This is a genomic window from Candidatus Bathyarchaeia archaeon, assembly GCA_038882715.1.
Lineage (GTDB): Archaea > Thermoproteota > Bathyarchaeia > Bathyarchaeales > DTEX01 > DTEX01.
On the sequence record JAVZNR010000018.1, the window covers coordinates 1 to 13,521 of the forward strand.

General features: G+C 46.5%; 17 protein-coding genes, 2 tRNA genes and 1 rRNA gene. 7 read left to right on the plus strand and 13 right to left on the minus strand.

Going from position 1 to position 13,521, the window contains the following annotated elements:
• The first annotated feature begins 177 nt into the window (after window positions 1-177).
• The gene (locus tag QXR61_08330) at window positions 178-1,023 is read left to right on the plus strand and encodes a CPBP family intramembrane glutamic endopeptidase (GenBank protein ID MEM3757952.1); all 846 of its coding nucleotides are present in this window, start codon (window positions 178-180) and stop codon (window positions 1,021-1,023) included.
• Between the two features lie 242 nt (window positions 1,024-1,265).
• On the opposite strand, the gene dapA is transcribed toward QXR61_08330, so the two are convergent.
• Window positions 1,266-2,162, minus strand: coding sequence for a 4-hydroxy-tetrahydrodipicolinate synthase (gene dapA / locus QXR61_08335; protein MEM3757953.1), 897 nt, complete (start codon window positions 2,160-2,162; stop codon window positions 1,266-1,268).
• Between the two features lie 119 nt (window positions 2,163-2,281).
• Here dapA and QXR61_08340 point away from each other — a divergent pair.
• From QXR61_08340 to QXR61_08350, 3 genes are all read left to right on the plus strand, one after another.
• Window positions 2,282-2,359, plus strand: a tRNA-Gly gene (locus tag QXR61_08340).
• A 355-nt stretch (window positions 2,360-2,714) separates the two neighbouring features.
• Complete coding sequence (locus tag QXR61_08345) at window positions 2,715-2,942, plus strand: hypothetical protein (GenBank protein MEM3757954.1); 228 nt, start codon at window positions 2,715-2,717, stop codon at window positions 2,940-2,942.
• Window positions 2,943-2,968: 26 nt separating this feature from the next.
• The gene (locus tag QXR61_08350) at window positions 2,969-3,343 is read left to right on the plus strand and encodes a type II toxin-antitoxin system VapC family toxin (GenBank protein ID MEM3757955.1); all 375 of its coding nucleotides are present in this window, start codon (window positions 2,969-2,971) and stop codon (window positions 3,341-3,343) included.
• An 82-nt stretch (window positions 3,344-3,425) separates the two neighbouring features.
• On the opposite strand, the gene QXR61_08355 is transcribed toward QXR61_08350, so the two are convergent.
• The 7 genes from QXR61_08355 to QXR61_08385 all read right to left on the minus strand — a co-directional run bounded on the left by QXR61_08355 (window position 3,426) and on the right by QXR61_08385 (window position 9,178).
• A complete protein-coding gene (locus tag QXR61_08355; protein MEM3757956.1) occupies window positions 3,426-3,743 on the minus strand; it encodes a S8 family serine peptidase in 318 nt (105 codons plus the stop codon).
• 60 nt (window positions 3,744-3,803) lie between these two features.
• Window positions 3,804-3,980 carry a hypothetical protein gene (locus QXR61_08360; GenBank protein MEM3757957.1) on the minus strand — a complete coding sequence of 59 codons (177 nt, stop codon included), beginning with the start codon at window positions 3,978-3,980 and terminating at the stop codon, window positions 3,804-3,806.
• Between the two features lie 232 nt (window positions 3,981-4,212).
• Window positions 4,213-4,947, minus strand: coding sequence for a creatininase family protein (locus QXR61_08365; GenBank protein ID MEM3757958.1), 735 nt, complete (start codon window positions 4,945-4,947; stop codon window positions 4,213-4,215).
• Between the two features lie 79 nt (window positions 4,948-5,026).
• Window positions 5,027-6,037 (minus strand): mannonate dehydratase, encoded by a 1,011-nt coding sequence (locus QXR61_08370; GenBank protein ID MEM3757959.1) that lies wholly within the window; start codon window positions 6,035-6,037, stop codon window positions 5,027-5,029.
• A 279-nt stretch (window positions 6,038-6,316) separates the two neighbouring features.
• Complete coding sequence (locus QXR61_08375; GenBank protein ID MEM3757960.1) at window positions 6,317-6,529, minus strand: DUF2061 domain-containing protein; 213 nt, start codon at window positions 6,527-6,529, stop codon at window positions 6,317-6,319.
• 148 nt (window positions 6,530-6,677) lie between these two features.
• Window positions 6,678-8,522 (minus strand): aldehyde ferredoxin oxidoreductase family protein, encoded by a 1,845-nt coding sequence (locus tag QXR61_08380; protein MEM3757961.1) that lies wholly within the window; start codon window positions 8,520-8,522, stop codon window positions 6,678-6,680.
• A gap of 2 nt (window positions 8,523-8,524) precedes the next feature.
• Complete coding sequence (locus QXR61_08385) at window positions 8,525-9,178, minus strand: class II aldolase/adducin family protein (protein MEM3757962.1); 654 nt, start codon at window positions 9,176-9,178, stop codon at window positions 8,525-8,527.
• 329 nt (window positions 9,179-9,507) lie between these two features.
• Between QXR61_08385 and QXR61_08390 the strand changes: the two genes are divergently transcribed.
• Both QXR61_08390 and QXR61_08395 read left to right on the plus strand, forming a co-directional pair.
• Complete coding sequence (locus QXR61_08390) at window positions 9,508-9,918, plus strand: hypothetical protein (protein ID MEM3757963.1); 411 nt, start codon at window positions 9,508-9,510, stop codon at window positions 9,916-9,918.
• 38 nt (window positions 9,919-9,956) lie between these two features.
• Window positions 9,957-10,130 (plus strand): hypothetical protein, encoded by a 174-nt coding sequence (locus QXR61_08395; GenBank protein MEM3757964.1) that lies wholly within the window; start codon window positions 9,957-9,959, stop codon window positions 10,128-10,130.
• A gap of 2 nt (window positions 10,131-10,132) precedes the next feature.
• On the opposite strand, the gene QXR61_08400 is transcribed toward QXR61_08395, so the two are convergent.
• The 5 genes from QXR61_08400 to QXR61_08420 form a co-directional block, all read right to left on the minus strand.
• Entirely contained in the window at window positions 10,133-10,648 is a 516-nt protein-coding gene (locus QXR61_08400) for a cob(I)yrinic acid a,c-diamide adenosyltransferase (GenBank protein ID MEM3757965.1), read from the minus strand.
• The gene (locus tag QXR61_08405) at window positions 10,620-10,976 is read right to left on the minus strand and encodes a hypothetical protein (protein MEM3757966.1); all 357 of its coding nucleotides are present in this window, start codon (window positions 10,974-10,976) and stop codon (window positions 10,620-10,622) included. The genes QXR61_08400 and QXR61_08405 overlap by 29 nt, the downstream gene beginning before the upstream one ends.
• A complete protein-coding gene (locus tag QXR61_08410; protein ID MEM3757967.1) occupies window positions 10,955-11,260 on the minus strand; it encodes a hypothetical protein in 306 nt (101 codons plus the stop codon). The genes QXR61_08405 and QXR61_08410 overlap by 22 nt, the downstream gene beginning before the upstream one ends.
• A 371-nt stretch (window positions 11,261-11,631) precedes the next feature.
• A tRNA-Gln gene (locus tag QXR61_08415) sits at window positions 11,632-11,707 on the minus strand.
• 81 nt (window positions 11,708-11,788) lie between these two features.
• A complete protein-coding gene (locus QXR61_08420) occupies window positions 11,789-12,895 on the minus strand; it encodes a nucleotidyltransferase domain-containing protein (protein ID MEM3757968.1) in 1,107 nt (368 codons plus the stop codon).
• 284 nt (window positions 12,896-13,179) lie between these two features.
• Here QXR61_08420 and QXR61_08425 point away from each other — a divergent pair.
• Window positions 13,180-13,521, plus strand: a 16S ribosomal RNA gene (locus QXR61_08425); the annotation flags it as partial.

Consider the following 13,521-nt stretch of genomic DNA (forward strand, 5'->3'; position numbering starts at 1 on the left):
CACTCAAAAGGCCATTAGAAGTCTGGTCACGAAAAATAAACAGAAAAACATGAAGGCTACTGGTCACGAAAATTGAACAGAATGAGACTGGTCACGGAAACTTAAATAGAACTCTTTAGGGCTATCTGACTAAAAGGTTGCTAAGATTTTTATCTTATACTGTAGGATATAGTTAGTGTGGCCTCCTTAGGTAAGCGGTATGCGGCTTTACTTGAGGTCTGCCTAGTCTCTCTACTTCTGACTTTTGTTGGGTGGCTCCGCGAGACTTATTTAGCCTACTTGAAGTGTAGTATGCTCTGGCATTTTGGCTTCCCAGCATTTATGATGCTCATAGCCCTACTTGCCATCACCTTACCCAGGAGGAGCTTTAGGATCTACGGCTTCCTGCCCAGAAGCCCGCGCTTCACATTGAAGTGGAGCTCAGCATTTATAGCGGCATTTATCCTACCCACAGTGATCTCAATTGCGATGTCGGCGGCTCTGGGCATGGCTAAGCCTGCTGGGCTGTCACCGCTCGGCATAATTCTAAACTTGGTCTTCTACATGGTCTTCGTTGGGCTTGTTGAGGAGGCTTATTTTAGGGGTTATGTGCAGTCTAAGCTCAACGAAGTCTTTGAGAAGCGCTGGCGGAGGCTCGTCTTTAAGGCTTGGAAAGTCGATTATGGAGTGGGTCTACTTCTAACCTCCGTAATCTTCGCCTTGATGCACATAGGCAATTACTGGAACCCGATTACATCTAGGTGGGAGCCGGCTTGGTGGATGCCCCTACACATCCTAGGGTGCTTCGCCTTCGGATGCTTAGCCGGGGCTCTAAGGGAGACTTCAGACATTTATACTTCGGCTTCACTACATGGAGGCATAATGACCGCCTACACATTCCTATCCATTTATACAAGCGAATTGATCCTAAACATCAGCCTATTCATCAGCTGGTTCATCTTCTTCTACCTTCTAGCCATCTTCTTCCATGAATCTGAGAACCTAAAGGCCGGAGCCATGACTATGGATCTAGAGAAGGGATAGCCGTGAAAATTAGGCAGAAATGGGATTAAAAATGTCAGAAAACTTAAATTAAACCAGTTAACCTGGTCTTTTCAAAGAGGCTTTAGCTTCTCAAAATTAGTTTCACATAGTCTCTTGGGAAGAGAGCTTCGGCGGCATTAACCATGCATGCGAGTTTGCCACCTCGGATCCTCCACTAACTTTTAATCCAACATTCCAGAAAAATATGACTGTTAACTGTTTCAGAGCCATTGGGGCGCTGGCTACCAGTATAGGCCTAAAGCCTTTAGTTTCTCCTTAAGCCTATCCACCTCCTCGGTCTTCATCGGTCTTAAGGGTTTCCTCGGCAGCCCCGCTTTTATCCCCCTTAACTCAAGAGCCACCTTTATCGTCGCAATATTTGATGGGCCGATGCCGTAGAGCACTCTTCTCAGCGCATTCACTTTCCTCTGAAGGCTGAGGGCTTTCTCATAGTTGCCTTCCCTAAAGGATTCGTAGAGCTCCACCATTAGCTCGGGGGCGGCGTTAGCTATTCCGGAAATCTCTGCGCTGGCGCCGACCAGAAGGGCCGCTAGGAAAACGTCGTCTGCACCGTTTATGACAGTTATGGGTTTGGGAGCCGTCTCAATAATTGTCTGGAGCTGGCTTAGGTTTCCACTTGAATCTTTTATCCCGGAGACGCCTTCTACCGCACATAGTTTTACGAATATGTCGGGCGTAATATTAAAACCAGTTAGCTGCGGAATATTATACACGAAGACCGGTATCCTCACAGCGCAGGCAATTTCCTGATAATGCATCATCAATCCTTCAACGTCGGGTTTAAAGAAGAACGGGTTTATCGCCCCGACAGCCTTAGCCCCGCTTCCCTCAGCGTGCTTAGCTAAATCCACACTTTCACTCGTATTAGTTGTACCAACATGCACTATGACCGGAACTTTACCCGAAGCCTCCTTAATGACGGTTTCGGCAACGGCTTTTCTCTGCTCAATGCTCATTAAAGCCCCCTCACCAACGGTTCCGCAGACAAAGAAGCCGTGGACACCCGCCTCAACATGGAAGCGTACAACCCCTCTTAAAGCATCGAAGTCAACGTTACCTTCACGGTCGAACGGCGTTATTATCGCTGGAAAAACCCCCTCAAAGAGAGGTTTACTCATACCTCAACCCACCAAATACAAATCACCATATAAAACAAGAAGCCGGCAATATTTAACACTTATCGATAGCCAAAAAAGATTAATAGAGGAAAACCAAGTTAACACTAATAGCAAAAACGGCGGCCGTCGTCTAGCCTGGTCTAGGACATCGGCCTGCCACGCCGGTAACCCGGGTTCGAATCCCGGCGGCCGCACCAAGAAAACTTTTTCTTGTCCGTCTTCACCAGTTAAGACTGTTATGAGCCGATTTATGAGTTTATAAAGGTTATAGTCTTCCCGGGTACTTACCATACTGTATCCTTGCACCTAAGAAGGCTGATTTCGTCCAGTCTTCTAAAAGGTCGTTTAGGCTTTTGTAGCCAAGAGCCTCCTTAACCTCCTCCAGTAGTTTTGTTTAGAGCATATGTGTCTCCGCTTCTTCCATCTGGGTCAAACGAGAAGCGCGGTGGGAACATCGCCATCATATGCTATTTGCGGTCTAACCTCTTATCTTTTTTATGTTAAGGTAAGAAATTTATGAAAACTTTATATAGGTCTACCTAGGTGCTTTGAGTGGAGTATGTTACAGTCTCTGCTAAGATTCCAAGGAGGTTAAAGGAGCTTCTAGACAGATATAATATAAAGTCCGGTTCTATTATTAGGAGGGCTCTTGAAGAGGAGGTTAAGAGACGGGTACTTGAGGAACTGGAGGAGTTATCTAGAGAGTTATCTAAAGAACTATCCCAGATACCTGACGAAGAAATAGTTGAGCTGATACGGGAAGATAGGGAAGGTAGGTAGCTCTGTATCTTTACGATGCGAGCGCTATACTGAATCTCGTGAAAAGGGGAAATATAAAAGCTTTCGCAAGGGGATGCACTACAGATCTTGCCGTCTACGAATCTATTAATGCAGTTTGGAAAAAGAGCTATATACTTAAGAAAATACGGGTGGATATAGCCTACAGATTAATTGAACTGTTATCTAATATTTTTAACGTATTAAATTTATATACCGTGAAAGGCTCCGAAAAAGAGGTATTAGAAATAGCCATGAAAGAAGGGATAACCATTTACGATGCATCCTACATCCATATCGCAAAACGAAACAAGTTAACCCTAGTAACCGACGACAAGAAACTCATAAATGCCGCCAAAAAGTACACTAACGTAGCAACAACCACGGAAACTATTACTACGTAAAGAAGTACTTAGTTCGCTGTTTTGTCAGCCTCTTAGACGAATAAAAATATATGGGAAAGAAAACTTTTTCATAAACTCATAGCTATGGAATACTTTCAACCGCTTTATCGGCTTGTATTAGTCCGGCGCCAGTAGCAGTCTCATCCCACTCGTAGGTATACCAGCCCCATCCATCTGGGCCATAATCATACACGGTCATGGAGCCCGGCGGAATAGACAGGGCCGTTGACTTTAAAATACCCTCAACTTCTTCTTGTGCTAAATTAGGATTCTTCTGTAGCATTAGGGCTATGACCGCTGAGACGTGAGGTGTCGCCATGCTCGTCCCACCAAGATAATAGAAGTTAACTAAGCTTGGCGGAGCCCTAATCCAGCCCCTTCCAGGAGCCCACCAAGGCAGATGATTATAGCCCGGAAAGCCCGGATAAGCCCCCTAACCCAACTGCCAGGAGCCAGCACATCAAGCTATGTAGACGCCCTTACCAGTATAGCCTTCCTTATGGGCGACATTAGTGTTTATTAGGTCGGCATCCCAAGTGTAGCGGTGAAGCAGCCTAATCTTCGGGGCGCCGAGAACAGGCGCTATTAAAGCCGATGAGAGGATGAGAATCGCTAAGATAAGTAGTATTCTTCTCAAGGGATTTTCCTCCTCAACAGAATAAGCTGTAGATGCATGAATTAATTCTTTCTCCTAGGAAGAAGGGAGCATGATCATTATTTTTCTAGATTCTCTAGAGGGGAGAGATGCGGGCTTAACGGTTGTTTTTAATCAATAAAACGGGTATGGGTTAAGAAACATTAAGAGCGCCGCCTGTAGATTTACGAAGCCGTTAAACTAGCGTGTAGCCACGATCAAGTTTTGACGCTGACTATTCATCCTTCTCAATGAAGTCGCGAAGCAATGATGCTAAACCGTTTATCGCGCCCTCTATAATCTTTTTACCTTTTTCAGCCGAAGCCAAGGAGGGGTTATCTGAATACCCGTCCATTAAAACTTCATTAGTATTGGAGATAAGCCCTTGGATGCTCCGAGATATTTTGGCGGCTCCAGGTAACGCGCCTGAAATTAATTCTGGATAGATCGCTAGGGCGAGGGAGGTTTCGAACTCTCCTGCATGGCCTGGAACGTTTCCAGACTCGATTAGAGAATTCGTTAAATCCCTAGGAATTAGATTCCAGTAAGATACGAAGATGACTTTTAGATTAAGCTCGTCCCGCACCCTTCTAGCCGCCAAGTATCCTGGAGGCTCGTTTCCTCCATGCCCGTTAATTATCGCCACTCTACTTATGCCGTGGCGTTTTAGGCTTTCACATAAGTCAAATATGATGCCTATAAATGTCTCGTATCGCAGCGTCAGGCTTCCCGGATAACCTAGGTGATGAGGCGAGAAGCCAACTGTAACTGGAGGCGTCACGATAACTTGAGGATATAGGATTTCTGCCGCCTTCCTAACGATATAGGTCACGTTCGCTGTATCCGTTTTAAGGGGTAGATGCGGGCCATGCTGCTCGGTGCTTCCAGTCGGAATCACAGCGACTTTAACGTTTCTCACCATCTCCCTAAACTCTTCACGCGTCATTTCATCGATAAAGACCTTCTTCATATCTAGCCACCTTCTAATCAAGTGTAGCCGGAGAGTATTAAGGCTTTATTCGTCTTTGCTTATCCGCTTGAAACATCGTTTATGGTAGCGCCGCTAACGCCGCTAAAAGCGCCTTAATATATCCAACCGAGTACGACCAAGCCTGCCTATGATCTGGGGTGTCCCCGTCCCAATAGGGTACGTGATCAGGATTTAAGCAACCATTGTAGCCTACTTTATGCAGCGCTAGGAGAATCTGAAACATATTCATGTCTCCATCATCTAATAGAACTTCCTCAAAGGATCCGGCTGTCGCTAGGCTCCCCCTAACGTTTCTGAAGTGCACTAGGAAGATTTTGCCCTTTCTGCCAAAGTAATTTATCTCGTCCAATACGAGCTGCGTTCCGCCAGCCTCATATCTTGTGCCGACACAATATATGAGGCCGACGTTTTTGCTGGGAAAGAAGTCGATTATTCTATGGAGGCCTAAACCGTTGAACGGGGTGTCCGGTAGAGGGGCGTCTGAGGGATGCATAGCTATCTTTACATCGTAGTCTTCAGCGACCTCAACAATCCTCTTATAGTATTCTTTAAAGCGCAACCAGAACTCGTCGGATAAGCTCAGCATGCTTGGGAAGCCTTCAGGAGCGGCATCCGGCCTCTCTTTAAACTGCTTCATCATCAGCCTTATGTCAACCCGTCGCATAGTGTATCCGCCCCTATGACGCTTAGCCAAACCATCCCATTGGGGTTCAGCGTGAGCTTCAGGCCAAGAGATAGAGGATGGGGCGAAAGCTGGCCGGGCTATCGGGATTCTAGCCTCACCTAAGATTTTTAGGGTTTTCTCAGCGTTTTCAACCTCCCTTTCGCCGCCGGGTTCGCCCAGCATAAATTTGCCTACGCTGGGTAGAGTTACGCGGTTTATATCTAAACCAAACTCGCGCAGTCTTCTTCTCATTTTAAGGAGCCTATCTAGATCCGGATAGCCTTGCTCCCTTGCTCCCGGCAAAGATTCAAATAAGCCAAGGTCAACATAATCGACGCCTATTGCGGAAAGCCAGCGGAGATAATCCTCCGTAATATCTGCCGGCGCCGTAACCGAAACTTTCATCAACTCTAGCCCCCTCCACTCAATCGCTCGCTCTCATATGTTTATTATGTTAAAATTAGCCGATTCTTATTAACCTGTACATATAATTATCATTTAACTCCTCCCGAAGATACGTGGATTTCCCTAAGCTATCCAAGTAAGGTTTTCTGAGAAAACGAGGATTTTTCAGGCTAAAGTATATCCTGAATAGAAGAAGCACGCGTCTAATGGGCGAGTTTCAGGTCACCAGATTCAATAAAAAATAGGGGTGGGAATATTGTTTTCATTCTGGATTTTAGGCTACATTAGTCTATCTAAAACATAGTAGAAAACTGTTGAGAAAGCCTCTATTAAAAGCACGGCGATTATTGACCCCGAGAGTTCACCTGTCAAAACATATGTTATGAGTAGGGCGACGGGATCTACGACCAAGCGATATATTATCGTCTTTTTTATGCTTGCTCTCCGCGAACGGGAAATTGGCTGGGCATCCCACGCACATCCTGTATGGATTGATAAGAATTTATCGAGGTTAGTATTTAAGTCTTATTAGCGTCGTTATTTCAAGTAAAGCATAAGAGCGATATAGTTAAAAACTAAGTAAGCTAGGGAAAGACATAAATTCTTGAAAATACGTGTGTCTGGAAAACTGCCTACGCTATTATTTAATTAATCCAAGTTTCCTCAATGTCTCGTTCTTCGGTATCCCGTTCTCGTCCCATCCCCTAGCCGCGTAGTATTCGTCTAACATCGCTTTGAGATCGTCTGGGCTTATGGTGTTTCCCAGAGAACCGCCTTCCTTTAACCCCTCATACATTACTCGATGTGGCAGCGTGTCATCTTTGCGGGTTACACCGCACCTAACGTTAAACATCCTCTTAAGGGTATATATTCGCTCCCCCGCCTCAAGTAGGCTCTCAAGCGACGTAGGCATGCCAGTCACAAGCGTATATAATCCGGGTATGTGGCCCGGCGCTATACCGAGAAACTTACATATTATCAGCGATTCTAGGACTTCATGCCAGTTCTGTATTATCGCTAAAACCTTCCCCTTCCCTTTAGTCTCAAACCTGTTAAGCCGCTCATAAATTTTTAGATCGGTCACGCGTTCTCCCTGCTCTATCCGTAAAACTAAGCCCTGCAAATGGCATGCGCCCCTATTGGACACAGCGTACTGTAAACCCATACCCTTAAATGCTCTTGGATCATGCATCGGCATCTCAAGACCCTTAACATGCATAGCGAACCTCTCGCTTCCCCCGCCAATCTTCTCTGAAGCCCTTTTCACGCCCTCAGCGAGCAGGTTTCCGAAGCCCTTTCTCTCGCCTATCTCCTCTATGAGGGCTAGTATTGTTTCAGGGTCGCCCCATCTTAAATCCGTTCCAGTCTCATGCCTATCAATTATGCCCCTCTCATAGCATTCTATGGCGAAGGCTATGCATACGCCAGTTGAAATTGTGTCTAAACCATACTGATTGCATAAAAGGTTCGCTTTAACTATAACATCCAGCCTATCGTTCAATAGGAGCGCGCCAAACGCCGCTAAGGTCTCATACTCCGGCCCCCTCTTAAGCATTAATCCAGCGTATGGTCCTTCGCCTACCTCTACGTGTCTCCAGCAAGCTATGGGGCAGTTCCAGCAGGCTTTCTTAGCCTTAACCATGGTTTTATTATAGATTTCGCCCGATATTCTTTCAATGCCCTCCCAGTCGCCTAAAGCGAAGTTTTTTATTGGGACATCCCCGTACTCGTGGAAAGAAAGTAATTCGCCGCTTGTACCGTATGAGGCATAGATCTGGGTTACCGGAGAAGACATTATCTGCGGATATATTCTTTTAAGCACACTTCGTATCCGCTCAGGATCCTTTACAGGAACCTCTTTCGAGCCTCTAACAGCTATAGCCTTAAGCATTTTTGAGCCCATAACTGCGCCCAAACCGCATCTCCCAGCAGCCCTACCCTCATCGCTTATGATGGCGGCAAACCTGACAAGCCTCTCGCCAGCCGGCCCAATGCACGCGACTCTAAAGTCCCCTCCGAGATCCTTTTTCAAGACTTCTTCCGTGTCGAGGCAACCCAAACCCCAAATGCTCTCAGCATGCTCTAACCTAACATCTTCATCATCAATAACTAGGTAGACTGGGCGCCCAGATTTCCCCTCAACCACTATGCCATCGAAACCAGCCCTCTTGAGCTCACGGGCCCAAAAGCCGCTTGCATGGGCTTCACCCCACGCGTCGGTTAAAGGCGACTTCGAGCACACAACATATCTGCCTGTGCAGGGGATCAGTGTCCCGGTGAGGGGGCCTGTCATGAAAACGATCTTGTTTTCCGGGCTGTACGCTGGCGTCTCCGGCTTAACCTCGTCGTATATTATTTTGGCCGCTAAGCCGACGCCGCCGATAAATTTTCTGGCAATCTCCTCACTGATTTCCTCCTCGTAAACTTTGTTTGAGGATAAATCAACTCTTAAGATTTTGCCCATGTAACCGTACACGAGAAACACCTCTAAACCCCATATAACCTCTTTATTAGCTCCATGTCCTCTTCAGGAATGCGTGGAATATCCTTTCTGAACAGCAATGCGACGAACTGCGCGGTTGCAACCTCTTCGAGGGTTTCAACTATAGTCTCAGCCTCAAGCAGGTTGCTTCCGACGCCTATAACCCCATGGTTCATTAGCACTAGGGCTCTTGTGCCCTCAATATGTTCGCCAACTATTCTAGCTAGGGCTTCAGTTCCCGGAAAAGCCCACGGAGCAATTTTAACCCTCCTTAAAACAACGGCAGCTTCAATGGTTACAGGCTGAATCTCTATCCCAGCTAGAGCCAGCCCTGTTGTGATAGGGTTGTGGCTGTGCACCACCGCGTTCACATCGGCTCTTTTCTCATATATTTTGGCGTGAAACGGCGTCTCTATCGACGGCCTAAGAAAACCTTCTATCACTCTGCCGCTTAAATCCACCTTAACCAGATCGTCGGGTTCAAGCTCGCCCTTAAAGACCCCGCTGGGCGTTATCCAGAACTCGTTAGATCCGGGGAGGCGGGCGCTTATGTTGCCGCCTAAAGCCGAGATTAAACCCCTATTAAAGAGCCTCCTCATAGTTTTACATATTTCATCCTTTAATTCTTCCTCCGAGCTTAAGGATAGAAACTCTCCCACAAGGATCACCTATGAAGCATGTACGCCTACAATTACTATAGCCTCAAGTTATATTTCTATTTCTTCCCCTCGCATGCCTAGGCTGGTTCAGCCTAAAAGAATTTATCTGCGAGTAACCATAGTTTAAATTGCCCCAATGATTATCGATGGACGGGCTGAAGGCGTGATGAACCATTGCAGACATGAGGGGTAAATTCACCGCCAGACTATCAGTTGTCCTCTTCCCTTAGCCTTACTCGGGCTTCAACACTCCACTATTTTATCGGGATTTAACTGAAACTTTAGCGAAATATATTTACTGCGAAAACGCTAATTTCTTCTTGAAAACCATGAAAGAAGAAAATTCCGAGGTCGATGCTTTCAAAAAGATCTGCGAAGATGTCAGAGCGTCAGGAAAGCTTACTGATGAACATTTAGCTGCGCTGCTCACGCTTTTCGGCCCACGTTTCCGGAGGGCGTGGAAAGCCGTCAAAGACGGCATGGTTAAAAAATATGTTTTTAAGCCGAGCGGCAGGGTTGTCTGGATAGTTGTCGGCAGGGAGAGAGATTATCTCGTTATGCCTGATGTAATGTTCTGTTCCTGCGACGACTTCTATTATCATGTTATGGGCCGAAAAGCTTATTTATGCTACCACCTGATCGGGCAGAAGATCGCTGAGGCCTTAGGCCAGTACGATGAGATTGAGGAGACCGATGACATGTACGACCTTCTGATGAACGAGTGGAAAAGTAACAATTAAATACTTGGGGCTGAAAAAGAATTTAGGGTTGATCCGAGATGAGCGTTGGGCAATACTTTGACGCACTCAACATTCTTCTCCGGGTACTGATACTCATCGCCTTCGCACTAGTATTCCTATACATTGTTTACTGCGAGAGGGAAAGAATCACGGGTTCAGCACAGAAGACCGCTAAAGAGGCTGAGAGGGCCGAGCCTAAGATTAAGGCTTAGGCTTAGTATTCTATACCCCTTCTGGCTTGAACCCCTCTCCGCCATGGGTGTTTTATCTCGCGCATCTCAGTAACTAGATCGGCGCGTTCGATAAGCTCTTTTGGAGCGTTTCTCCCAGTTAAAATGACGGTTGTCGGCTCCGGCACATTGTTTAGTATCTCTAGGACGTCATGGAGGCTGATAAGCCCTACTGAGACCGCTAGGTTTATTTCATCAAGTATTAGGAGGTGGGGTTTCTTCTTTAAAGCCCTCCTCGCAAATTTAAGGGCTCTCTGCGCGAGCAGATAGTCAACTGGGCTAGGGTTTTTCAGATCTATAAACTCTTTCCGCCCAAACTGGTGGATCTCATAGTTGGGTGCAAGCCTATCTTTAACCTTATACTCGCCGATATCTTTCCTACCCTTCATGAACTGAACTATAACTACTTTATAGCCGTGCCCAACAGCCCTTAACGCTAAACCAAAAGCCGTAATAGACTTGCCCTCACCATCACCAGTATAGAGGTGGATAAGACCCAATCTCAACCACCAAGCAGGAAACACATTTAGCCTTACACTTCAGAGACTTAAAAAGATTTGGTCTTATATCATCCATACCCCAATAATTGGATAAGGCGCCGATGAGCCGAGGCCAGACGTCCCAGTCCACTTTACGCTTATATTCGAGGTCTGTTATAGTCTCCGTACCAGTGTTTGTTATGTAGGTTTCAATCTTAATATACTTCTTATCATTGAAGATTTCCACCCTAAACTCCAGTAGCAGGGCGCTGTCGTTTGTGGATATTTTAATTGTGTGGAGGTAGCCGTATGGTGTTGCCGTCCATGTTACTGTTGGGGTAGCCCCCAAATTGTTCCCCAAGCATCATCAGTGGGGCTGAATCCAGCACTACTATCGCCGTAGAAGACTGACCAGCCGTCACCCCACCGGCCCACAGCCAGAGACTCATAACTATAGCCTATCGGGTATTGGAAACTAACGTCTTCATCTAAATCAGCATCATAAATACCTAAAGCACCGTAGTCATTAACCCCAACCCTTAAGTAGCTCCCGGTATAGGTTTTCCCTTCATAATAGCTGCCTGTCCCTGAATCCTGAGAGCCAAAAGCCGCCACAATATTGAAAGAAAACAACAAGATCGTCATTGAGACAAAGAAAAGCACTCTACGATTTTTATAATTGTTTCCATGTCAATAATTTTATCTTAAAGGATACATAATTTTGTCTCGCTTTTCAATGATTTATAAATACCTTCATGTAATATCCGTTAGTATATCGCTCCCCAAGCCCGTTAGGATGCCTCGTAGAAAGAACGAGAATCCTACTGCCTTCAGGATCTAAAAACTGAGCGCAACGATAAAAAATGGACATAAACTCAAAAGAAGCATGTTTGAAGGCGCTTTACAAATCATAAACAAAAACAACTTTAATCTTAACCTTCGAGTTCGAAGTTCAGAAATAGGGCTTATTTCTGGCTCTTTTCAAGAAAAAGAACAACATGTTTTGGTAGCCCGGGGGAGATTCGAACTCCCGTCGGTGGGTCCAGAGCCCACTATGCTTGACCGCTACACCACCGGGCTTATTCGCTCGCTTCACGCAATATATTTTAAGGATTCTACAAGTTTATTTCCTTTTTGGCGGCCCCTGCAGCTTAGCCCATATTAGCCTATGAAGCGCGCTATTAAATCCTTCCTCCTCTGCCTTATATTCGCAGCGGCCTCGCTAACAGATTTAAGGGCCTTTTCAGCGTCTTGGCTTGAAACATTTTTGACCCTTAGAACGTCCGTGGCTCCTTGAAATACTTCTGCAGGCGATTTTCTGGATTCTCCTAGGCACTTCATGATTGTTGCATAGTCGAATTTTACGCCCTCAACGATGCACGTGAAGTAGACGTAGTTTTCAAGCGCGTCAGCCAACGTGTGGTAAATGTAGTGGGCTGCCTCAATCAGCGTAGCCTCATCCATGAGGCTGCTCGCCCTAACCATTAAACCTTTAAGGAACTCTTCCCGCCCATAATAGTTGACCTTTACGCTGATTTTTGGATAAATTTCCTTCAGAAGCGATGAATTCTCCCTGACAAAATTTATCATACCCCTCCAAGACAATGATAGCGCGCTGAGCATGTTTTTCACACTAGCCTTGTCAAGTTCAACGAAACCCGCTAGGCTGACATAGTTCTCGTAGAGAGGACGCATACCCAAACTTTCAGACGCGCCTTCAAGGCTCCTAGTGAAGGAGCTATTCGACGCGAGTTTTCTCCCAACTTCAAGCAGAATCTTCATTAGGGCCCGGAAACTTCTAGTAGAGTTGACCTTGGCGCTTTGTTGATCGCCCTTATGGAAGGCTAATCTCGCTCGACTCAGATATGCGTCGGCTTCAATGAGATAAGACTCAGTTCTAATCTCAACCCTTTCAGGCCTCCAGTAAACTTTAGCCATAAGATCCCTAGCTCTTCTCAGCGAACCATCCCTATCAAACAGAACCTGCAGCTCGTAGAGCTTCTGATCTATCTCCGCTGGAATACTGTAAGTTATCCAGCGTTTCGGTATATACACTAAGTCTACGAGGCAGTTATCCACCTCTATCCTTTCAACCCGCTCATAATCAAAATCCCTATCCTCAACGATCAAAAGATCTATATCGCTACTTGGAACAGCGTTCCCACGGCCCCAGCTGCCAAACAACCCTATACCGGAAATAGTTTCACGCGACTTCAAATCCTCAATGAACGGCTCTAAAACACCGCGAACTTTGTTGGGAAGGCTCATAATCACCATCTCAAACACTAGACTAAATAACACTAAAATATTAACTTCATCAACTGATAAGTTTTATTAATAAAGCCAAAAAGTATTTATGCACGAATTAATGAACTATATATCGAGGTCCGCGACGGCGGCGTCAATGCAGATAATGGAGGCGCTTCAGCCTCCCAGTGAAGCATTGACCTCCAGTTGCGGACACAATTAATGCAGACCTTAGCCCTAAAACGCTAAGGTCCAAGGCGGGCCCAGCACAACCCCCCGCCACTCACCAATGCGACGGCTCCCCAACTCCGGTTGATCCTGCCGGACCCCACCGCTATCGGGGTGGGACTAAGCCATGCGAGTCGGCGCCCTCCAGCCGACGGGGAGGGCGCGGCGGACGGCTCCGTAACACGTAGCTAACTTACCCTCAGGACGGGAATAACCCCGGGAAACTGGGGCTAATTCCCGATAGGTGAGGAGGCCTGGAATGGTCCCTCACCGAAAGGGTGCTGGAACCGTGCTTCCGGCACCGCCTGAGGATAGGGCTGCGGCCGATCAGGTAGTTGGTGGGGTAACGGCCCACCAAGCCTATAACCGGTACGGGCCGTGAGAGCGGGAGCCCGGAGATGGGCACTGAGACAAGGGCC